This is a genomic window from Aquibium sp. A9E412 (genome assembly GCF_030398335.1).
Classification (GTDB): Bacteria; Pseudomonadota; Alphaproteobacteria; order Rhizobiales; family Rhizobiaceae; genus A9E412.
On the sequence record NZ_JAOAOP010000006.1, the window covers coordinates 44,509 to 64,382 of the forward strand.

At 71.9% G+C, this 19,874-nt stretch carries 18 protein-coding genes and 1 pseudogene; 11 read left to right on the plus strand and 8 right to left on the minus strand.

Going from position 1 to position 19,874, the window contains the following annotated elements:
* Positions 1 to 23 precede the first annotated feature (23 nt).
* Positions 24 to 912: pseudogene (locus N1F89_RS04550) on the minus strand (neutral zinc metallopeptidase).
* A gap of 268 nt (positions 913 to 1,180) precedes the next feature.
* On the opposite strand from N1F89_RS04550, the gene carB reads away from it, so the two are divergent.
* From carB to rpoD, 6 genes are all read left to right on the plus strand, one after another.
* Entirely contained in the window at positions 1,181 to 4,672 is a 3,492-nt protein-coding gene (carB, locus tag N1F89_RS04555; protein ID WP_290081907.1) for a carbamoyl-phosphate synthase large subunit, read from the plus strand.
* A gap of 340 nt (positions 4,673 to 5,012) precedes the next feature.
* Positions 5,013 to 5,450, plus strand: coding sequence for a nucleoside diphosphate kinase regulator (rnk, locus tag N1F89_RS04560; RefSeq protein ID WP_290081910.1), 438 nt, complete (start codon positions 5,013 to 5,015; stop codon positions 5,448 to 5,450).
* A 147-nt stretch (positions 5,451 to 5,597) separates the two neighbouring features.
* On the plus strand, positions 5,598 to 6,131 hold the full coding sequence (locus N1F89_RS04565) for a nucleoside-diphosphate kinase (RefSeq protein WP_290081911.1): 534 nt from the start codon (positions 5,598 to 5,600) through the stop codon (positions 6,129 to 6,131).
* A 105-nt stretch (positions 6,132 to 6,236) separates the two neighbouring features.
* Positions 6,237 to 7,490: a D-amino acid dehydrogenase gene (locus N1F89_RS04570; RefSeq protein WP_290081915.1), complete on the plus strand. Its 1,254-nt coding sequence runs from the start codon at positions 6,237 to 6,239 to the stop codon at positions 7,488 to 7,490.
* 148 nt (positions 7,491 to 7,638) lie between these two features.
* Entirely contained in the window at positions 7,639 to 9,561 is a 1,923-nt protein-coding gene (gene dnaG, locus N1F89_RS04575) for a DNA primase (protein ID WP_290081917.1), read from the plus strand.
* A 332-nt stretch (positions 9,562 to 9,893) separates the two neighbouring features.
* Entirely contained in the window at positions 9,894 to 11,900 is a 2,007-nt protein-coding gene (gene rpoD, locus N1F89_RS04580) for an RNA polymerase sigma factor RpoD (RefSeq protein WP_290081919.1), read from the plus strand.
* A gap of 87 nt (positions 11,901 to 11,987) precedes the next feature.
* Here the strand turns inward: rpoD and N1F89_RS04585 are convergent, their stop codons facing one another.
* Positions 11,988 to 12,383 carry a cupin domain-containing protein gene (locus N1F89_RS04585; RefSeq protein WP_290081920.1) on the minus strand — a complete coding sequence of 132 codons (396 nt, stop codon included), beginning with the start codon at positions 12,381 to 12,383 and terminating at the stop codon, positions 11,988 to 11,990.
* A 170-nt stretch (positions 12,384 to 12,553) separates the two neighbouring features.
* On the opposite strand from N1F89_RS04585, the gene N1F89_RS04590 reads away from it, so the two are divergent.
* Both N1F89_RS04590 and N1F89_RS04595 read left to right on the plus strand, forming a co-directional pair.
* Positions 12,554 to 13,129, plus strand: a complete 576-nt coding sequence (locus N1F89_RS04590; protein WP_290081921.1) for a Uma2 family endonuclease — start codon at positions 12,554 to 12,556, stop codon at positions 13,127 to 13,129.
* A 68-nt stretch (positions 13,130 to 13,197) separates the two neighbouring features.
* Positions 13,198 to 13,620: a secondary thiamine-phosphate synthase enzyme YjbQ gene (locus tag N1F89_RS04595; protein ID WP_290081923.1), complete on the plus strand. Its 423-nt coding sequence runs from the start codon at positions 13,198 to 13,200 to the stop codon at positions 13,618 to 13,620.
* 44 nt (positions 13,621 to 13,664) lie between these two features.
* Here the strand turns inward: N1F89_RS04595 and mntR are convergent, their stop codons facing one another.
* From mntR to N1F89_RS04610, 3 genes are all read right to left on the minus strand, one after another.
* Entirely contained in the window at positions 13,665 to 14,132 is a 468-nt protein-coding gene (gene mntR / locus N1F89_RS04600; protein WP_290081925.1) for a manganese-binding transcriptional regulator MntR, read from the minus strand.
* Between the two features lie 125 nt (positions 14,133 to 14,257).
* Entirely contained in the window at positions 14,258 to 14,812 is a 555-nt protein-coding gene (locus N1F89_RS04605; protein WP_290081927.1) for a copper chaperone PCu(A)C, read from the minus strand.
* 90 nt (positions 14,813 to 14,902) lie between these two features.
* Positions 14,903 to 15,283 (minus strand): hypothetical protein, encoded by a 381-nt coding sequence (locus N1F89_RS04610; RefSeq protein WP_290081929.1) that lies wholly within the window; start codon positions 15,281 to 15,283, stop codon positions 14,903 to 14,905.
* Positions 15,284 to 15,448: 165 nt separating this feature from the next.
* Here N1F89_RS04610 and N1F89_RS04615 point away from each other — a divergent pair, with 165 nt between their 5' ends.
* Entirely contained in the window at positions 15,449 to 15,667 is a 219-nt protein-coding gene (locus tag N1F89_RS04615) for a DUF1858 domain-containing protein (RefSeq protein ID WP_290081931.1), read from the plus strand.
* A gap of 160 nt (positions 15,668 to 15,827) precedes the next feature.
* Here N1F89_RS04615 and N1F89_RS04620 read toward each other — a convergent pair whose 3' ends face one another.
* Positions 15,828 to 16,529, minus strand: coding sequence for a Crp/Fnr family transcriptional regulator (locus N1F89_RS04620; protein WP_290081933.1), 702 nt, complete (start codon positions 16,527 to 16,529; stop codon positions 15,828 to 15,830).
* Between the two features lie 150 nt (positions 16,530 to 16,679).
* Between N1F89_RS04620 and N1F89_RS04625 the strand changes: the two genes are divergently transcribed.
* Positions 16,680 to 17,120 (plus strand): pseudoazurin, encoded by a 441-nt coding sequence (locus N1F89_RS04625; protein WP_290081935.1) that lies wholly within the window; start codon positions 16,680 to 16,682, stop codon positions 17,118 to 17,120.
* Between the two features lie 273 nt (positions 17,121 to 17,393).
* Positions 17,394 to 18,572: an NnrS family protein gene (locus N1F89_RS04630; protein ID WP_290081938.1), complete on the plus strand. Its 1,179-nt coding sequence runs from the start codon at positions 17,394 to 17,396 to the stop codon at positions 18,570 to 18,572.
* Between the two features lie 45 nt (positions 18,573 to 18,617).
* Here N1F89_RS04630 and N1F89_RS04635 read toward each other — a convergent pair whose 3' ends face one another.
* A complete protein-coding gene (locus N1F89_RS04635; RefSeq protein WP_290081940.1) occupies positions 18,618 to 18,890 on the minus strand; it encodes a DUF6455 family protein in 273 nt (90 codons plus the stop codon).
* Between the two features lie 66 nt (positions 18,891 to 18,956).
* Positions 18,957 to 19,862 carry an SUMF1/EgtB/PvdO family nonheme iron enzyme gene (locus N1F89_RS04640; RefSeq protein WP_290081942.1) on the minus strand — a complete coding sequence of 302 codons (906 nt, stop codon included), beginning with the start codon at positions 19,860 to 19,862 and terminating at the stop codon, positions 18,957 to 18,959.
* Positions 19,863 to 19,874: the final 12 nt, after the last annotated feature.

Below are 19,874 nucleotides of genomic sequence, written 5' to 3' on the forward strand. Positions count from 1 at the left end.
TGCGGCGCGCCGCCCGCCCGCCGTCAGACGTCGCCGCCGAAGGTGTCGCAGGCCGCCGGATCGCCGGCTTTGAGGCCGCGCGCGAACCAGCGGCGGCGTTGTGCCGAGGTGCCGTGGTTGAAGCTGTCGGGCACGACGTAGCCCTGGCTGCGGCGCTGCAGCGTGTCGTCGCCGATCTGGGTCGCCGCGTTGAGCGCCTCGTCGATATCGCCGGCCTCCAGGAGGCCGTTGCGCGCGGTGTGGTGCGCCCACACCCCGGCGAAGCAGTCGGCCTGCAGTTCGACGCGCACCGACAGCGCATTCGCCTCGGCCGGCGCCAGCTCGCGCCGCATCGCGTTGAAGCGCGGCAGGATGCCGGTCAGGTTCTGCACGTGGTGACCGACCTCGTGCGCCACCACGTAGGCCTGCGCGAAATCGCCGGCGGCGCGGAAGCGGCTGGCGAGCTCGTCGAAGAAGGCGAGGTCGAGATAGACCCGCCGGTCGCCCGGGCAGTAGAACGGCCCGGCCGCCGCCGAAGCGAAGCCGCAGGCCGACGAGACGCTGCCGGCGAACAGCACCAGCCGCGGCTCCTCGTAGTCGGCGCCCTGCCGCGCGAACAGGCCGTTCCAGACATCCTCGGTCTCGGCCAGCACCACGGCGACGAAGCGGTGCATCTCCTCCTCGGCCGGCGAGGCGGCCGGCGTGCCGCCCGGCGCCGTGATCTCCGGCCCTTCGGCCAAGGATGGCGGCGGGGTCGATGCCGACGGCGCGCAGCGCGAAGAAGGCGACGACGAGGATGACGAGGCCCGACAGGCTCAGCCCGCCGGCCCGGCCGCCACCCGGCAGCGGCAGCCGGCCGCCGCGGCCAAGGCGGATGCGCCGGCCGCGCCGGTCCTCGACATTGCTGCTCTGCCGCCGTCCCCGCCAGCGCATGGGCGCGTTCCTCTCTCCCTCGGGCGCGCTCACTCTAGCGCGCGGCGGCAGCGCGCGCATGGGCAAAAACCGGCCGCCCGGCACCGGCCGGCGGCCGCGCGGCCGCCGTCCACCGGTCCGGCATGTGCATGCGGCAATTTCCGGGGTTCCGTCGGCGCGGTCTCTCGCCTATAAGCCCCGCCTAGCCTGACGTCAGACCCCTCTTGCGCACCGGCCGGGCAAGCCCGCTCCGGCGGCACGCGCAAGGCGCATCCGAAGCGGACCTCCCATGCCCAAGCGAACCGACCTGAAGTCGATCCTCATCATCGGCGCGGGGCCGATCGTCATCGGTCAGGCCTGCGAGTTCGACTATTCGGGAACCCAGGCGGTCAAGGCGCTGAAGGAGGAGGGCTACCGGATCATCCTGGTCAACTCCAACCCGGCGACGATCATGACCGATCCGGAGCTGGCCGACGCGACCTATGTCGAGCCGATCACGCCGGAGGTGGTGGCCAAGATCATCGCCAAGGAGCGGCCGGACGCGCTGCTGCCGACGATGGGCGGGCAGACGGCGCTCAACACGGCGCTGTCGCTGCGCCGCATGGGCGTGCTCGAGCGCTACGGCGTCGAAATGATCGGCGCCAATGCCGAGGCGATCGACAAGGCGGAGGACCGCGCGCTGTTCCGCGAGGCGATGGCCCGGATCGGGCTGGAGACGCCGCGCTCGGTGCTGGCCAACGCCACCGAGGTCAAGGAAGCCGACCGCAAGCGGCACGAGGCCGAGCGCGAGCGCCTCAAGCAGGCGCACCGGGGCGACGACCTCGACGCTGCGCTCGACGCGCTGGAGGCGGAGTGGAATCGCGGCGAGGGCGACCGCAAGCAGCGCTACATGGCGCACGCCATGGCGGTCGCCGCCACGGCGATCGAGGATGTCGGCCTGCCGGCCATCATCCGTCCCTCCTTCACGCTCGGCGGCACCGGCGGCGGCATCGCCTACAACCGCTCGGAGTTCTTCGACATCGTCGAGCGCGGCCTCGACGCCTCGCCGACCACCGAGGTGCTGATCGAGGAATCGGTGCTCGGCTGGAAGGAGTTCGAGATGGAGGTCGTGCGCGACCGCGCCGACAACTGCATCATCATCTGCTCGATCGAGAACGTCGACCCGATGGGCGTGCACACGGGCGATTCGATCACCGTCGCGCCGGCGCTGACGCTGACCGACAAGGAATACCAGATCATGCGCAACGCCTCGATCGCGGTGCTGCGTGAGATCGGGGTGGAGACCGGCGGCTCGAACGTGCAGTTCGCCGTCAATCCGGAGACCGGCCGTCTGGTCGTCATCGAGATGAACCCGCGCGTGTCGCGCTCCTCCGCGCTCGCCTCCAAGGCGACCGGCTTTCCGATCGCCAAGGTGGCGGCCAAGCTGGCCGTCGGCTACACGCTCGACGAGCTGGAGAACGACATCACCGGCGGCGCGACGCCGGCCTCCTTCGAGCCGTCGATCGACTACGTCGTCACCAAGATCCCGCGCTTCGCCTTCGAGAAGTTTCCGGGCGCCGAGCCGCTGCTGACGACGGCGATGAAGTCGGTCGGCGAGGTGATGGCGATCGGCCGCACCTTCCCCGAATCGCTGCAGAAGGCGCTGCGCGGCCTGGAGACCGGGCTGACCGGTCTCGACGAGATCGAGATCCCCGGCCTCGGCGGCGACGACCCGTCGGAGGACCGCAACGCCGTGCGCGCCGCGCTCGGCACGCCGACGCCCGACCGGCTGCGCATGGTCGCCCAGGCGCTGCGGCTCGGCACCCCGCTCGAGGAGGTGCACCGCATGTGCCGCATCGACCCGTGGTTCCTCGAGCAGATCGCCGCCATCATCGCCATGGAGGCGCGCGTGCGCGAGCACGGGCTGCCGGCCGACCCGCAGAACCTGCGCATGCTCAAGGCGATGGGCTTCTCCGACGCCCGGCTCGCCTCGCTGACGCGGCAGGAGACGGAGGCCGTCGCCGCGCACCGCCAGGCGCTCGGCGTGCGGCCCGTGTTCAAGCGCATCGACACCTGCGCGGCCGAGTTTGCCGCGCCCACCGCCTACATGTACTCGACCTACGAGACGCCGTTCGCCGGACGGCCGGCCGACGAGGCGGCCGTCTCCGACCGCAGGAAGGTGGTGATCCTGGGCGGCGGACCGAACCGCATCGGCCAGGGCATCGAGTTCGACTACTGCTGCTGCCATGCCGCCTTCGCGCTGGCCGACGCCGGCTTCGAATCGATCATGGTCAACTGCAATCCGGAGACCGTGTCGACCGACTACGACACCTCCGACCGGCTCTACTTCGAGCCGCTGACGCCGGAGGACGTGCTCGAGATCCTGATGGCGGAGAAGGCGGCGGGCGAGCTCGTCGGCGTCATCGTCCAGTTCGGCGGCCAGACGCCGCTCAAGCTCGCCGACGCGCTCGAGCGCGCCGGCATCCCGATCCTCGGCACCGCACCCGACATGATCGACCTGGCCGAGGATCGCGACCGCTTCCAGAAGCTGCTCACCAAGCTCGGCCTCAAGCAGCCGAAGAACGGCATCGCCTTCTCGGTCGAGCAGGCGCGGCTGATCGCCGGCGAGCTCGGCTTTCCGCTGGTCGTGCGCCCGTCCTACGTCCTGGGCGGCCGCGCCATGCAGATCATCCACGACGAGGGCCAGCTCCAGACCTATCTGCTCGACACCGTGCCGGGCCTGGTGCCGGAGGAGATCCGCCAGAAGTATCCGGCCGACAAGACCGGCCAGATCAACACGCTCTTGTCGAAGAACCCGCTGCTGTTCGACACCTACCTGACCGAGGCCGTCGAGGTCGACGTCGACTGCCTGTCGGACGGGGCGGAGACCTTCGTGGCCGGCATCATGGAGCACATCGAGGAGGCGGGCATCCATTCCGGCGATTCGGCCTGCTCGCTGCCGGTCCATGCGCTGGCGGCCGACATCGTCGAGGAGCTCGAGCGGCAGACCGCCGCGCTCGCCCGCGCGCTTCACGTCGGCGGGCTGATGAACGTGCAGTACGCGGTCAAGGACGGCGAGGTCTACGTGCTCGAGGTCAACCCGCGGGCGAGCCGCACCGTGCCCTTCGTCGCCAAGACCATCGGCCGGCCGATCGCCAAGATCGCCGCCCGCGTGATGGCCGGCGAGAGCCTGGCGACGGCGGCCGACGCCTATGGCGGCACGGTCGACGCCAACGCGCTCGGCCACATCGCGGTCAAGGAGGCGGTGTTCCCGTTCGCCCGCTTCCCCGGCGTCGACACGCTGCTCGGACCGGAGATGAAGTCGACGGGCGAGGTGATGGGGCTCGACCGCGACTACCATCTCGCCTTCGCCAAGGCGCAGCTCGGCGCCGGCGTCGACCTGCCGCGCGCCGGCACGCTGTTCGTCTCGGTGCGCGACGCCGACAAGCCGCGCGTGCTGCCGGCGGTGCGCCGGCTCGCCGGCCTCGGCTTCAAGGTGCTGGCGACCGGCGGCACGGCCCGCTTCCTGCGCGACAACGGCGTGGAGGCCGACAAGATCAACAAGGTGCTGGAAGGCCGGCCGCACATCGAGGACGCGATCCGCAACCGCCAGGTGCAGATCGTCTTCAACACCACCGACGGGCAGAAGGCGATGTCGGACTCCAAGTCGCTGCGTCGCTCCGCGCTGGTGCAGAAGGTGCCGTACTACACAACGATGGCCGGCGCCGAGGCGGTGGCCGAGGCGATCGCCGCGCTCAAGGCCGGCTCGCTCGAGGTGCGCCCGCTGCAGGGCTACTTCTGAGCCGCCGGCGGCCGATCGCGGCGACACGACGGGCCGGCGGGCGACGCGCGCGACGGACCCTCGCGCGCGCCGTGCCGGCGGCCGGCCCTTGACTTTCGCGGCCGCGTTGTCCACCTCAGTTGGTATGTGTGCAGCGACCGACCTTCTGCGAATGCTCAATCGGGTGTGTCCCATCGCGGGACACTGACCCCCGGCCGGTCGCGTCGCGCCCCGGTCGAGGGGCGATAGCCGCAGCCCGCGAGCGGGCCGGACGGCACAACGGGCGACATTCCCACCAAACCAGAGAAAACGGCACGGGCACCGCACGCGGCGGTGCCGGCGAGCATGAGGAGGTCCAGCGATGGGCCCCGCGGCGAACAGAGGGCGCAAGCCCGCCATCACCATCACCCGGACGGATCACGACCGCCTGACGCGGCTCGCCGAAGCCGCGGCCGAGCGCAACGCGGCGGTCGCCGACACGCTGTTCGCCGAGCTCGACCGGGCGCGCGTCGTCGACGACGCGCGGATCGGCGCCGACGTCGTGCGGATGGGCTCGACCGTGCGCTTCTCCAGCGACACGGGCGAGGACCGCACCGTGCGCCTGGTCTTCCCCGGCGAGGCCGACATCGCGGCCGGCCGCATCTCGATCCTGACGCCGATCGGCGCCGCGCTGATCGGCCTCAAGGCCGGTCAGTCGATCGACTGGACGGCGCGCGACGGCCGCGGCCACCGGCTCACCGTCGAGGACGTGACGCCGGCCGCCAACGCGCCGGCCGAGGCGTCCGGCGGCGCGTCATGATCCACCGTGCCGCCTTCTGCCGTCTGACGCTGTTCGGAGGCTGCCTCATCGCAGGATCCTAGCCCCTGCGCCGCGCCCGCGGCCAGGGGATCTCTCCATTGTCGTACCACCTGCAACCGCTCTGTCTCGGGGCGATGGAGACCTGCGATGTCGGACACCACCTGCATCCTCACCGCCAAGGATTTCACCATTCTGGAAGTCATGCTCGAGCGCCGGCTCGGGCGCGACGATCCGATGACGCCGCTGCTGCGGCACAAGCTCGACGGCGCCCGCGTGGTGCTGCACGACGACGTGCCGCCGACGGTCGCCACGCTGAGCAGCCGCGTCGTGTTCAGCGTCGACGGCCGCGAGCCCGACACGCGGGTCTTGGCGCATGACCGCGTGGAGGGGCCGGTCGGCCTGCTGCTGCCGATCACCACCGCCCGCGGGCTCGCCCTGCTCGGGCTCGGCGAAGGCCAGTTCTGCGACATCCCCGGCCATGACGGGCACGGCGAGCGCGTCCATCTGGAGCAGGTGCTCTACCAGCCGGAGGCCGCACGGCGCATCCGTGCCGCCGAAGCCCGGCTCGCCGCCGCGCGCACCGGCCGGCCGGCGCTGCGCCTGGTGCACGACACCGCGCCGGCGCACCACGCCGCCGCGCCGTTCGGCGGCCCCGACGAGCCCGGCCCTTCGGCCGCCTGAGGCGCTGCCCGGCGCGGCCGAAGCCGTCCCCGCGACCCAGCCCGACGTCATGCGAAGGACCGGCCGGCGCCTGCCCGGCCGGCCGCATCCACGAGAGAGGAAACGATGAGAATACTGGTGTGCGGCGGCGGCGTCGTGGGGGTGACCACCGCGTATTACCTGGCCCGGCAGGGCCACGAGGTCGAGGTGATCGAACGCCGCGAGGGGCCGGCCGAGGAGACGAGCTTCGCCAATGCGGGCCAGGTCTCGCCCGGCTATTCGGCGCCGTGGGCGGCGCCGGGCGTGCCGCTCAAGGCGCTGCGCTGGCTGACCATGCGGCACGGCCCGCTGGTCATCCGGCCGCGCCTCGACCCGGCGATGTGGGGCTGGCTGCTGCGCATGCTCGGCAACTGCACGAGCGCGCGCTACGCGCTCAACAAGGCGCGCATGGTGCCGCTCGCCGAGTACAGCCGCGACCGGCTGCGCGAGCTGCGCGCCGATGCCGGCATCGCCTATGACGAGGGCAGCGGCGGCACGCTGCAGCTCTTCCGCACGCAGAAGCAGCTCGATTCGGTGGGCGGCGACGTCGCCGTGCTGCGCCAGATCGGCGTGCCGCATGCGGTGCTCGACCGGGCCGGCTGCATCGCCGCCGAACCGGCGCTCGCCCATGCGGCGGCGGACTTCGTCGGCGGCCTGCGGCTGCCGGGCGACGAGACCGGCGACTGCCGGATGTTCACGCAGCGGCTGGCGGCGGTCGCCGCGCTGATCGGCGTGCGCTTCACCTACGACACCGAGGTGCGTGCCATCACCGCCTCGGGCGGCGCGGTGAGCGGCGCGGTCACCTCGCGCGGGCCGCGCGAGGCCGACGCCTGCGTGGTGGCGCTCGGCAGCCACTCGCCGGCCATGGTCGCCGGCTTCGGCCTGCGCCTGCCGATCTGCCCGGTGAAGGGCTATTCGCTGACCATGCCGGTCGCCGATCCGGAGCGGGCGCCCGTCTCCACGATCATGGACGAGACCTACAAGACCGCCATCACGCGGCTCGGCCGGCGCATCCGCGTCGGCGGCACCGCCGAGCTCGCCGGCTTCGACCCGCGGCTGCGCGCCGACCGCCGCGCCGCGCTCGAGCACTCCTTCGCCGCGCTGTTCCCGCATGGCGGCCGGCTCGACGAGGCGTCGTTCTGGACCGGCTTCCGGCCGATGACGCCGGACGGCCCGCCGATCATCGGCGAAACGCCGGTGCGCGGGCTCTATCTCAACACCGGCCACGGCACGCTCGGCTGGACCATGGCGTGCGGCTCGGCGCGCGTTTTGAGCGACATCATCGGCGGCCGCGCGCCGGAGATCGACGTCAGCGGTCTCGCCCTGACGCGCTACGCCTGAGCCGGGGCGGTCGCCCGCCGGGCCCGAGGGGCTTGGCGGGCGGCGCGGCCGCGCCCATATCGGCAGCCTGTGCAATGCGGGCAAAGCCGCGGCCGACGGTGGCGCGGCGCGGCCGGCCGGCGTATAGCGGTGGTGGAGACAGCAGCCTATGCGCTTTTCGCCCCAGTTCCTCGACGACATCCGAGACCGCGTGCCGATCGCCGACGTGGTCGGCACGCGCGTGACCTGGGACCGGCGCAAGACGAGCACCTCGCGCGGCGACTACTGGGCGTGCTGTCCCTTCCACGGCGAGAACACGCCGAGCTTCCACTGCGAGAACCGCAAGGGCCGCTACCACTGCTTCGGCTGCGGCGTGTCGGGCGATCACTTCAAGTTCCTGATGGAGCTCGACGGGCTGAGCTTTCCCGAGGCGGTGGAGCGCGTCGCCGACATGGCCGGGGTGGCGCTGCCGGCGCGCGATCCCGAGGCGGAGAAGCGGGCCCGGGAGCGCGCCACGCTGACCGACGTCATGGAGATGGCGACGCGCTTCTTCGAGGCGAGCCTGCAGGGCCAGGCCGGCGCCCAGGCGCGCGCCTATCTGCGCGGCCGCGGCCTGTCGTCGGCCACCCAGCAGACCTTCCGGCTCGGCTTCGCGCCCGACAGCCGCAACGCGCTGAAGGCGCATCTGGCCGACAAGGGCGTGCCGCGCGAGCAGATCGAGGCCTGCGGCCTGGTCGTCGCCGGGCCGGACATCGCCGTGTCCTACGACCGCTTCCGCGACCGGGTGATGTTTCCCATCGAGGACCCGCGCGGGCGGGTGATCGCCTTCGGCGGCCGGGCCATGTCGCCCGACATTCCGGCCAAGTACATCAATTCCAACGAGACCGAACTCTTCCACAAGGGCCGCGTGCTCTACAACCACGCGCGCGCCCGCCAGGCGGTCGCGCGCGGCGCCACGCTGGTCGCCGTTGAGGGCTACATGGACGTGATCGCGCTCGCCCAGGCCGGCTTCGCCTCCGCCGTGGCGCCGCTCGGCACGGCGCTGACCGAGACGCAGCTCGACATGATGTGGCGCGCCGCCGGCGAGCCGGTGCTGTGCTTCGACGGCGATCAGGCGGGGCTGCGCGCGGCATGGCGGGCGGCCGACCTGGCGCTGCCGCTTTTGCAGCCCGGCCGCTCGGTGCGCTTCGCGCTGCTGCCGGAGGGGCGCGACCCCGACGATCTGGTGCGCGAGGAGGGCGCGGAGGCATTCTCCGCGGTGCTCGCCGAGGCGCGGCCGCTGGCCGATCTGATCTGGTCGCGCGAGACCGCCGGCGGCGTGTACGACACGCCGGAGCGGCGCGCGGCGCTCGAGGCGCGGCTCAAGGCGGTGGTCGGCACCATCCGCGACGAGAGCCTGCGCCGGCACTACGGCCAGGACATGCGCGAGCGGCTGCACGCCTTCTTCGGTCCCGTGCGGTCGCCGCGCGGCGAGGGCCGCCGGCCGGGTCCGGGCGGGCAGGGGCAGCCGGCGCGCGGCGGCGGGCCGGCCGGCCGACTGGCGGTGACCGACAGCCTGGCGCGCTCGGCGCTGGTCAAGGCGGCGGGCGGCGTGATGCCGCTGCGCGAGACGGCGATCCTGGTGACGCTGGTCAATCATCCCGGCCTGCTCGACGAGCATTTCGACGCCTTCGAGCGGCTGCATCTCACGCATGGCGACCTGCGCCGGCTGCACGCCGCCGTGCTCGACGTGACGGCGCATCAGCCGGGCGCCGGCCGCGAGGCGCTGGTCGGCGCGCTCGCGGCCGCCGGTCTCGAGGCGGTCTGGCAGCGGGCGGAGGGCCAGGTGCGGCGCAGCAACCTGTGGTCGGCGCTGGCCGACGCCGCGCTCGAGGACGCGCGCGAAAGCTTCCTGCAGGCGTTGCACTTGCACCAAAGCGCCGGGTCTCTACATAAGGAGCTCAAGGCGGCCGAGCTGGCGTTGGCCAGCGACCCGACCGAGGAAAACTATCGCCACCTTGTCGAGATCCAGGCGCAGATGCGCGACGTGCAGGCGACCGAGGCCCTCGTGGAAGGGTTCGGGGTGCTGTCCGGCAGGAGCGCGCGCAACTGACGGCGGGCGCGGCTGTGGCGAAGGGGCCGGTGATTCGCGATTTTCGCCCGAATCATGGCACAGGCTGTTGACCTGGCGCGCGATTGCCGGAATCAAAAAACGATTCGAGCGCGGTGCGGCGGGCGTGGCAGCCCGGCGACCGGCTCTGACGGGGCGGATTTGCGCGGCGGCACGGCATGGACGGGGCGGATGCGCCGCCTACATGCGACGGTTAATCGGGCCTTAAGGCCGGCCCGGTAGAGCGCTCGGACGGCTGGGGCCGTCGGCGCCTCATGTGTTTGCGGCGCGCGGGCGCCGGTGGTCCGCCCGAGGCGGCTTGGAGACGAAGAAGCATGGCGACAAAGGAAAAGGAAGAGGTCGAGACCGAGCGCGAAGCGACCGACGGACCGCTGCTCGACCTGTCCGACGACGCTGTCAAGAAGATGATCAAGGCCGCCAAGAAGCGCGGCTATGTGACGATGGACGAGCTCAACGCCGTCCTGCCCTCCGAGGAAGTGACCTCCGAGCAGATCGAGGACACGATGGCGATGCTGTCCGACATGGGCATCAACGTCGTCGAGGACGAGGAGGCGGCCGAGGAGGCCGACAGCTCCTCCGACGAGGAAGAGGGCACCGAGCTGGCCGCGCAGACCGGCACGGCGGTCGCCGCGACGCCGGCCAAGAAGGAGCCGACCGACCGCACCGACGATCCCGTGCGCATGTATCTGCGCGAGATGGGCTCGGTCGAGCTTCTGTCGCGCGAGGGCGAGATCGCCATCGCCAAGCGCATCGAGGCCGGCCGCGAGACGATGATCGCCGGGCTGTGCGAAAGCCCGCTGACCTTCCAGGCGCTGATTATCTGGCGCGACGAGCTCAACGAAGGCAAGATCCTGCTGCGCGAGATCATCGATCTCGAGGCGACCTATGCCGGCCCGGAGGCCAAGCAGGCGCCGGCGCCGACGCGCCCCGACGAGGCGCAGCAGAAGCCGGAGGCCGAGGCCAAGCCGCGGCGCGGCCGCGACGACGACGTCACCGACGTCGGCGGCGAGGCGCAGGCGGAGGAAGAGGACGACGAGGAGGACGAGGCCAACCTGTCGCTCGCCGCGATGGAGGCCGAGCTCAAGCCGGGCGTCATGGAGACGCTCGACCTGATCGCCGACACCTACCGCAAGCTCAGGAAGCTGCAGGACCAGCAGGTGGAGAACCGGCTGGCCGATTCGGGTGCGCTGTCGCCGAGCCAGGAGCGCCGCTACAAGCAGCTCAAGGACGAGCTCATCAAGGCGGTGAAGTCGCTGGCGCTCAACAACCAGCGCATCGAGGCGCTGGTCGAGCAGCTCTACGACATCAACAAGCGCCTGGTGCAGAACGAGGGCCGCCTGCTGCGCCTGGCCGAGAGCTACGGCGTCAAGCGCGAGGCCTTCCTCAAGGAATACCAGGGCTCCGAGCTCGACCCCAACTGGGCCGAGCGCGTCGGCCAGCTTCCCGGTTCCGGCTGGAAGGGCTTCACCGGCAACGAGGCCGCCCGCATCGGCGAGCTGCGTGCCGAGATCCAGAACCTGGCGACCGAGACGGCGATCTCGATCGGCGAGTTCCGCAAGATCGTCAACCAGGTGCAGAAGGGCGAGCGCGAGGCGGCGATCGCCAAGAAGGAGATGGTCGAGGCCAATCTGCGCCTCGTCATCTCGATCGCCAAGAAGTACACCAACCGCGGGCTGCAGTTCCTGGATCTCATCCAGGAAGGCAACATCGGCCTGATGAAGGCGGTCGACAAGTTCGAGTATCGCCGCGGCTACAAGTTCTCGACCTACGCGACGTGGTGGATCCGGCAGGCGATCACCCGCTCGATCGCCGACCAGGCGCGCACCATCCGCATCCCGGTGCACATGATCGAGACGATCAACAAGATCGTGCGCACCTCGCGCCAGATGCTGCACGAGATCGGCCGCGAGCCGACGCCGGAGGAGCTGTCGGAAAAGCTCGCCATGCCGCTGGAAAAGGTGCGCAAGGTGCTGAAGATCGCCAAGGAGCCGATCTCGCTCGAGACGCCGGTCGGCGACGAGGAGGACAGCCATCTCGGCGACTTCATCGAGGACAAGGCGGCGGTGCTGCCGATCGACGCGGCGATCCAGGCCAACCTGCGCGAGACGACCACCCGCGTGCTCGCCTCGCTGACGCCGCGCGAGGAGCGCGTGCTGCGCATGCGCTTCGGCATCGGCATGAACACCGACCACACGCTCGAGGAGGTCGGCCAGCAGTTCTCCGTCACCCGCGAGCGCATCCGCCAGATCGAGGCCAAGGCGCTCAGGAAGCTCAAGCATCCGAGCCGCTCGCGCAAGCTCAGGAGCTTCCTCGACAGCTGAGCGCGGCGCGGGCCCGGCCCGGCATCCATCGAAACGAGAAGGCCCGGCCGGTTCGCTCCCGCCGGGCCTTTCCCTTGTGCGCCGGCGCTACTCGGTCGTGCGGCCGTCGAAGTGCTCGTGCGCGGCGTCGGCGTCCGCCTTGGTCGCGTGCACGGTGCCCTCGACATGCTCGGGCGGGCCGTAGAGCGTGTAGAGCCGCAGCGGCTCGCTGCCCGTGTTGACCACGTTGTGGCGCGCCCCGGCCGGCACGACGATGCCGCTGTCGGCGTGCACCGGCGTGGCGACGCCGTCGATGGTCACCTCGCCGGCACCTTCCTCGATGCGGAAGAACTGGTCGCGATCCTCGTGCACCTCGGCGCCGATCTCGTCGCCCGGCTGCAGCGTCATCAGGACGAGCTGCAGGTAGCGGCCGGTGTAGAGCTCGCGGCGGAAGTCGCCGTTGTCCTCGGTCAGTTTCTCGATGTCGTCGACAAAGCCCTTCATGGCGTCTCTCCGTGGATCGTGGTCCGTTGCTTGCCCGGGCATCTGGCCTGGGCGGGCCGGCACGACAATGATTCAGGTCAAGACCGGGCCGCACGCATGGAGGCCGGCGCCTGCAACCACTCGGCGACCGGTCGCGTGACAGCCATCCGGCGCGCTGCTATCTTTTTTCCATGACCATCCGCGTCACCCACGCCGCCGACGGGCTCGCGCGCCGCGCCTTCACCGTGAAGGACGTGCTGCGCATGGTCGAGGCCGGCATCATCGGTCATGACGAGCGCTTCGAGCTGATCGGCGGGGAGATCGTGCCCATGTCGCCGAAGGGCATCCGCCACGAGCGGTTCAAGCAGTGGGTCATGGAGCAGTTGGTCCGCGGCCTGCCGGACCACCTCAAGACCATTCCCGAGACGACGTTCTACCTGTCCGAGGACACTTTCCTGGAGCCGGATTTCGTCGTCTATCCGGCCGAAGGCGGGCTCGAGAGCCTGTCGCCCGGGACCTGCCTGCTCGCCATCGAGATCGCCGATTCCTCGCTCGCCTACGATCTCGGCCGCAAGGCGCGGCTCTATGCCGAGTTCGCCATCGGCGAGCTGTGGGTGTTCGACGTCAACGACCTGAAGGCGACGGTGCACCGCGATCCCGCCGACGGCCGCTACCGCAGCGTCGAGACGCACGGCTTCGACGCCACGCTGACCGCAAAGCGCTCGGCCGATGTCGCGCTCGACCTGTCCGGGTACCCGGCACGCTAAAAGTGCTTCCAGGCGAAGTGGACACCGGTTCGCCTTGCGCGGACGCCTCACCGGCCATCGGAGCATGCATGACGATCGACCGCCTGACCATCGCGACCGACGGGCCGGGGCTCTACGAGTTCACCGACCGGGCGCTCGGCTTCGTGCGCCAGGCCGGCGCCGAGGAGGGCCTGCTGACGGTCTTCGTGCGCCACACCTCGTGCTCTCTCCTCATCCAGGAGAACGCCGATCCCGACGTGCGGCGCGACCTCGACGCCTTCTTCCGCCGTCTCGTGCCGCCGGCCGACGACGCGGCGATGGGCTGGCTGACGCACCGCGCGGAAGGCCCCGACGACATGCCCGCACACATCAAGGCGGCGCTGACGGCCGTTTCGCTGTCGATCCCGGTGGCCGGCGGCCGGCCGCTGCTCGGCATCTGGCAGGGGCTCTACCTGTTCGAGCACCGCACGCGGCCGCACCGCCGCGAGGTGGTGCTGCATCTGGCGGGGTAGGGCGGGGCGACGCGGAAACCGCTTCCAGAAGACGGAGCGCGGGCTCAGCGCGGCGTGTCGCCGCCGGCCTTCACGAAGCGCTCGAAGGCGGCCAGCGTCTCGCTGCTGACATGGTGCTCGATGCCCTCGGCGTCGCGCAGCGCCGTCGCCTCGCTGACGCCGAGCGCGCGCAGGAAGGCCTCGACGATCTGGTGACGGCGGCGCGAGCGCTCGGCCAGCGCCCGGCCGGCGTCGGTCAGGAAGATGCCGCGATAGGGCCGGCGCACGATCAGCCCGTCCTCGGCCAGCCGCTTCAGCATCTTGGCCACCGTCGGCTGGGCGACGCCGAGACGGCGCGCCACGTCGACCTGGCGCGCCTCGCCATAGGCGTCGATGAAGTCGGCGATCAGCTCGACATAGTCCTCGGTCAGCTCGGTGCTGCGCGCCTTGCGCGCCTTGCGGAAGCCGGCGGCGTGGCTTTCCGCGTCGATCAGCACGGTCTGGTCGTCGGGCTTGCGCGCCGGTCGGCTCATGTCCTTCGCTCCCGGCTCGTCGCGGTCGAACATTTTTCCATCGCGAAAACTGTATGCCGTCGGCTAAGAAACATGTCAAACGTTGAGACGCGACCGGGCATCGTGCCCGGCCGCGTGCCCCGCGCTCAGTCGTGCGCGGCGCCGTTCGAGCCGCCCATGCCGCCCATGCCGCCCATCGCGCGCACCGGGAAGGTGAGCTCGAGGGTGCCTGCCGTCTCGAAGGTGAGGCTGCCGGCGACGCTCTCGCCGGCCACCGCCGGCGCGGCGAGGTCCATCAGCATCAGGTGGTAGGAGCCGGGCTTGAGCGCCACGCTCTCGCCAGGCGCGATCGCGATGCCGTCCTCGACCGGACGCATGGTCATCACGCCCTTGTCGTCGACGGCCATCGTGTGGATTTCCGTGCGTCCGGCGATCTCGGCCGAGGCGCCGACCAGCCGGTCGGCCGCCGCGCCGGTGTTGCGCACGACGAGATAGCCGGCGGCCACCCGGGCGCCCTCCGGCGTGGCGCGCACCCACGGCGCCTCGATGACGAGGTCGCCGAGCCGCAGCTCCTCGGCCGACAGCGGTGCGGCCGCCGCGGCGAGGAGCGCCAGGGCGCCGAGCGCGCGCGAGAGGCCGCGCCGGGCCGAAGCGCGCGCGGGCGTGATCGTGGACAGGGTGGTCGTGGGAATCGGTGTCATGGGATCGTCTCCGTCTGCGGCCGGCGGTGCCGTCTCGGCATGCGCGCGGGGCCGCGTCGTCCAGGAATTGCGTGAAGCGGTTGCGTGCGCTCAGGCCCGGCCGGGCGGCGGGCGCGGCAGGGCCGGGTCGTGCTCCGGCCTCCGGTCGCGCACGACACGGCGGGCTGGCGCCGGCAGCGCGAGGCGCGCGGCCGGCGGCCATGCGGCGGCAGCGGTGGCGCCGTCGGCGGCAAGGGGCGCGCTGCAGCCGGCCACGCAGCAGCCCGCCTGGCAGCAGTCGGCGTGTGGCTGCGGTGCGCCGTCGCCCGCGCCGCGGCCGGAGCCGTCGAGGCACAGCGGATTGCCGAAGGCATCGAGCAGCGGGCCGGCCGGTGCGGCCGCACCGGCCGTCGCACCGACCAGTTGCGCCACGACGAAGACGGCCGCGAGGAAGCCCGCCAGTCTGCGCACCATGCCTGCGGCTCGTCTCACATGTGGTCTCCTGTTCGCCGCGAGTCTAGGCCGTTGCCGGCGGCAGCGGAAGCGCGCGCCCTGTCGCACCGGCCGGCGACGCCGCTTGAAGTTGCGCAAGCACAAAGACGCCGGCGGTCTGCTGCGGCATCAATCGGGCTTCGCACAGACGAGGCCAGAACCGCCGTGAGACAGCCGCGCCACATCGACCCCGACATGCCGCTCGAGACGATCATGCGGCGCTGGCCCGCCACGGTGGCGGTGATGATCCGCCACCGCATGCTGTGCATCGGCTGCCCGATCACGCCGTTCCACACCATCGTCGACGCCTGCCGCGAGCACGGCATCGACGAGGACGCCTTCGCCGCGGAACTCCTGGAGGCGATCGCCAAGGAAGCGGCCTGAACGGGCCATCGGCTTCCGGATCGCGATTCCGGCTGCGCGGCCGACAACAGCGGAATGGCGTCGCGCCGTCCTGCTTTCACCGAATCGCAGACCGTCTGCAAATCGTTGTCTTGACGCGTTTGCGGACGGCGATCCGGTTTCCACTTCGCCTGGAAACGCTCTACTCGCGCTCGCGGCTCTCGGCGATCAGCATCAGCCGGTGCGGGTCGACCACGACGACGCGGCGGCGTCCGCTCGACACGAGGCCGCGGCTTTCCCATGCCGACAGGAGCCGGCTGACCGTGTGCAGCGTCGCGCCGGTCATCTCGGCGATGTCCTGGCGGGTGATCGGGAAGTCGATCTCGATGCCGTCCTCGGTGCGCCGCCCGGTCTGGTTGACGAGCCGCAGCAGCGCGTGCGCGACGCGCTGCTCGACCTGCTCGGTCGACATCTCCACAACGCGCGTGTGCGCGTCCTGCAGCCGGCCGCCCACGGTCTTGTAGGTGTTGGCGCCGAGCGCGGGGTGGCGGGTCGACAGCTCGGCCCACTGCGCCGTCGGCCAGGCCAGGATGACGCAGTCGGCCGCGGCGATGGCTGTCGCCGGATAGGTGGTGCGGCCGAGCGCGGCGGCGATGCCGAAGATCTCGCCCTCGCTGATGTAGCGCACCGTGACCTGCTGGCCCTCCGGCGTGGTGCGCACCACGCGGATGTGGCCGTCGAGCAGCACGAAGAAGGAGTGCGCCTCGCCGTCCTGCTCGAACACGGTCGCGCCGCGCGGCTGACGCAGCGCCCGCGCCCGCTGCAGCAGGTCGGCCAGTTCCTCCGTCGCCATGCCGGCAAACGGGGGCAGGTCGCGGATCAGCGACGGGTCGAGTGCGGCCATGCGCGTCTCCTTGCGGGCGGCCGGCGTTGGCCGGTCGCAAGGGCGGTTTCTAACGCGAGTTTGCGCGACCGCAAACTCCCCCGCCGCGCATCGCTCTATGCAAGGGCCAACGGCTCACGCCGCAACCGTCGAACAGGAAAGGACACGACGATGAAACGCCTTCTTCTGCTAGCTGCCGGCGCCATGATCGCCTTCGCCGGAGCCGCCCAGGCCGAGGAGCACGTCATCAAGATGCTCAACAAGGGCGAAAAGGGCGTCATGGTGTTCGAGCCCGACTTCGTGCGCGCCGCGCCCGGCGACACGGTGCGCTTCGTGCCGACCGACAAGGGCCATAACGCCGAGACCATCAAGGGCATGGTCCCCGACGGCGGCGAGACCTTCAAGGGCAAGTTCAACGAGGAGGTGGTCGTCACCGTCGACGCCGAAGGCGTCTACGGCGTCAAATGCGCGCCGCACTATGCCATGGGCATGGTCGCGCTGATCGCCGTCGGCGAGCCTGTCAATGCCGACGCCGCCGAAGCGGTCAAGCATCCCGGCAAGGCCAAGACCGTGTTCGCCGACCTGTTCGGTCGCGAGGTGGCGCAGAACTGAAGCGTTTGCGGGCGAAGCGGCCACCGCTTCGCCGTCCGGGAAACGCAGCAAGACAGGGGGCGTCGCCGACCTGCGGTTCGACGAGCGGCAGGCGGCTTTGCAGCGCCATCGCGGCGCGGTTGCCGCAGCCGCGCCGCGCGATGCGGCAATGATGCGGCAAGGGGGGCGCCGGGCGGGCGGACGAGGGGTCCGCCCGGCTGCCCCTTTCCCGTTCGCCCGGGCCGCCACGGGCGGTCCGCCGGTCCTTCGCACGCGACCATGAAAGGCCCCGCGATGTCCGATACCTCCCGCCGCGCCGCCGGTCCCGCCATCCTGTCCTACGGCTTCCGGCCGTTCTTCCTGGCCGGCTCGGCCTATGCCGGGCTGGCCATCCTTCTGTGGCTGCCCGTCCATTTCGGCGTCGCGCCGGCTCCCGGCGTCTTCCTGCCGGTCGACTGGCATGTGCACGAGATGCTGTTCGGCTACCTCACCGCCGTGATCGCGGGGTTCCTGCTGACGGCGATCCCCAACTGGACGGGCCGGCTGCCGGTGCGCGGCCTGCCGCTGCTGGCGCTGGTGCTTCTATGGGCCGCCGGACGCGGCGCCATCGTCTTCGCCGCGCCGCTCGGCTGGCTCGCGACGGCCGTCGTCGACAGCGCCTTCCTGGCGGCACTGGTGGCCGCCGCGGCGCGCGAGATCGTCGCCGGGCGCAACTGGCGCAACCTCAAGGTGCTGCTGCCGCTCGCCGTGCTGCTCGCCGCCAACGTGCTGTTCCACCTCGAGGTGCGGCGTTACGGCGTTGCCGACATGGCGCCGCGGCTCGGCCTGTCGGCCGCCGTGGTGCTGCTCGCGGTGATCGGCGGGCGCATCGTGCCGAGCTTCACGCGCAACTGGCTGGTGCGCGAGAATCCGGGCCGACTGCCGGTTCCCTTCGGCCGCTTCGACGTGGCGGCGATCGCGCTCACCGTCGGCGGCCTCGGCGCCTGGACGGTGGCGCCGGATCATGCGGTCTCGGCCGCGCTGCTGGCCGCCGCAGCGCTGGTGCAGGCGCTGCGCCTGGCGCGCTGGGCGGGACACCGCACCGGGCGCGATCCGCTGGTCGCCATCCTGCATGCCGCCTATGCCTTCGTGCCGCTGGGGCTGGCGCTGCTGGCGCTGTCGATCGCGCTGCCGCAGGTCGCGCCGCGCGCGGCCGGCGTCCACGCGCTCGCCGGCGCGATCGGCGCCATGACGCTTGCGGTGATGGTGCGCGCCACGCTCGGCCACACCGGCCAGGCGCTTGCCGCCGGACCGGCCGCGCGCGCCATCTTCGCTGCGATCCTTCTGGCCGGGCTCGCCCGGGTGACGGCGGCCTTCGTGCCCGAGCCGTGGCTCATGCATCTGGCCGGCACGGCCTGGGGGGCGGCGTTTGCCGGCTTCGCGCTCGCCTTCGGCGGCGCGCTGGTGTCGCCGCGCCGCGAAAGGGCCGTCTGACCGGCCGGCCCGCGACGCGGAACGGCGCCGGGCCCGGCGACCGGCTCAGCGCGACAGCGCGCTCTCGTTCCTGAGGAAATCGAACCGCGCCGCGTTCGGGCAGAAGTCCGGCGCGGCGTCCACCGTGGTGCCCGCGCTGGCGGCGAGCCAGTCCGTGCAGGCCGCCTCCGCGCGGCAGGCCAGGCAGGCGCGCGAGGCCTGCGCCAGGGTCAGGCCCAGGCGGTCGTTGGCGAGCATCGCCGCGTCGACCCCGCAGCGCTCCATCATGGCGCCCATCTTGCGGGCGTGGTCCTCGATCCGGCGTGTCAGCGTGCTCACGGGCGGTCCTCCTGTTTGCCACCGGCCATCCTAGCGTCGGGCGGCCGGCGGCGACGTTGCGCTGGATCAAACCGCCGGCTCTTCGGCCTGCGCGCCGGTCAGCCGGCCCCACAGCAGGGCGAACCGCGCCAGCGGGCCGGGCTCGCGCACGAGCCGGAAGCCGAGATGCTCGGGCGGCGTGCCGACGGCGCAGCCGCCGCTCTTGCCGTCGCGGATGAAGCGCGACATGTAGGCGCGGTGCCGGCCCTCGGCGATGCGCACACCGCAGTTCTCGAGCGTGGCCCGGGTTTCGGCTTCGCCGACGAGCGTGACGCGCCGGTAGCAGGTCGAGGTCCATTCCCAGACATTGCCGGCCAGATCGACGACGCCCTTCTCGTTGGCGCCGAAGCGGCCGCGCGGCTGCGGCGGCGCGGCCGGCGCGCCGGTCGTTCCCTCGGCGCGGTAGCGGGCGAGCCAGGCCGAGGCCGGGTTGTCGGCGTCGCCGGCCCCGTCCCACAGGTCGCCGACGAAGCGGGTTCCGGCGGCGTGCGCCCATTCCGCCGCGCTCGGCAGGCGCCAGGTCCGGCCGGTCTGGCGCGAGTACCACGCGGCATAGGCCTCCGCGTCGATGTGGCTGACGCCGGTGACCGGCAGGTCCGGCGCGGCATCGCGCGGCAGGTCGGCCGGGCTGCAGGCGCCGGCGGCCACGCAGCGGCGGTAGGCGCCGACGCTGACCTGGTGGCGCATGATCTCGAGCGGGGCGGCGAGCCGCAAGCTGCGGCGCGGCTGGGCGACCGGCCGGCCGTCGCGCAGGAAGGCGCCGGGCTCGGGGAAGAGCAGCGTGCCGGGCGCGATGCGCACCGTCTCGGCCGGCGGCACCGCCGCGGCGTCGCCGGCCGGCCGCTCCGGCACCGCCAGCACGAGGCCGCCGGCGAGCGCGGCGGCCATGGCGGCCGCCGCCGCGCCGCTCAGGAGGATGGAGGTCGTGTTCATGCCAAGCTCCCT

Bases quoted from the DNA above. Each gene is read 5' to 3' on its own strand.
- carB (WP_290081907.1), top strand. From the start codon at position 1,181: ATGCCCAAGCGAACCGACCTGAAGTCGATCCTCATCATCGGCGCGGGG.
- rnk (WP_290081910.1), top strand. From the start codon at position 5,013: ATGGGCCCCGCGGCGAACAGAGGGCGCAAGCCCGCCATCACCATCACC.
- N1F89_RS04565 (WP_290081911.1), top strand. From the start codon at position 5,598: ATGTCGGACACCACCTGCATCCTCACCGCCAAGGATTTCACCATTCTG.
- N1F89_RS04570 (WP_290081915.1), top strand. From the start codon at position 6,237: ATGAGAATACTGGTGTGCGGCGGCGGCGTCGTGGGGGTGACCACCGCG.
- dnaG (WP_290081917.1), top strand. From the start codon at position 7,639: ATGCGCTTTTCGCCCCAGTTCCTCGACGACATCCGAGACCGCGTGCCG.
- rpoD (WP_290081919.1), top strand. From the start codon at position 9,894: ATGGCGACAAAGGAAAAGGAAGAGGTCGAGACCGAGCGCGAAGCGACC.
- N1F89_RS04585 (WP_290081920.1), bottom strand. From the start codon at position 12,383: ATGAAGGGCTTTGTCGACGACATCGAGAAACTGACCGAGGACAACGGC.
- N1F89_RS04590 (WP_290081921.1), top strand. From the start codon at position 12,554: ATGACCATCCGCGTCACCCACGCCGCCGACGGGCTCGCGCGCCGCGCC.
- N1F89_RS04595 (WP_290081923.1), top strand. From the start codon at position 13,198: ATGACGATCGACCGCCTGACCATCGCGACCGACGGGCCGGGGCTCTAC.
- mntR (WP_290081925.1), bottom strand. From the start codon at position 14,132: ATGAGCCGACCGGCGCGCAAGCCCGACGACCAGACCGTGCTGATCGAC.
- N1F89_RS04605 (WP_290081927.1), bottom strand. From the start codon at position 14,812: ATGACACCGATTCCCACGACCACCCTGTCCACGATCACGCCCGCGCGC.
- N1F89_RS04620 (WP_290081933.1), bottom strand. From the start codon at position 16,529: ATGGCCGCACTCGACCCGTCGCTGATCCGCGACCTGCCCCCGTTTGCC.
- N1F89_RS04625 (WP_290081935.1), top strand. From the start codon at position 16,680: ATGAAACGCCTTCTTCTGCTAGCTGCCGGCGCCATGATCGCCTTCGCC.
- N1F89_RS04630 (WP_290081938.1), top strand. From the start codon at position 17,394: ATGTCCGATACCTCCCGCCGCGCCGCCGGTCCCGCCATCCTGTCCTAC.
- N1F89_RS04640 (WP_290081942.1), bottom strand. From the start codon at position 19,862: ATGAACACGACCTCCATCCTCCTGAGCGGCGCGGCGGCGGCCGCCATG.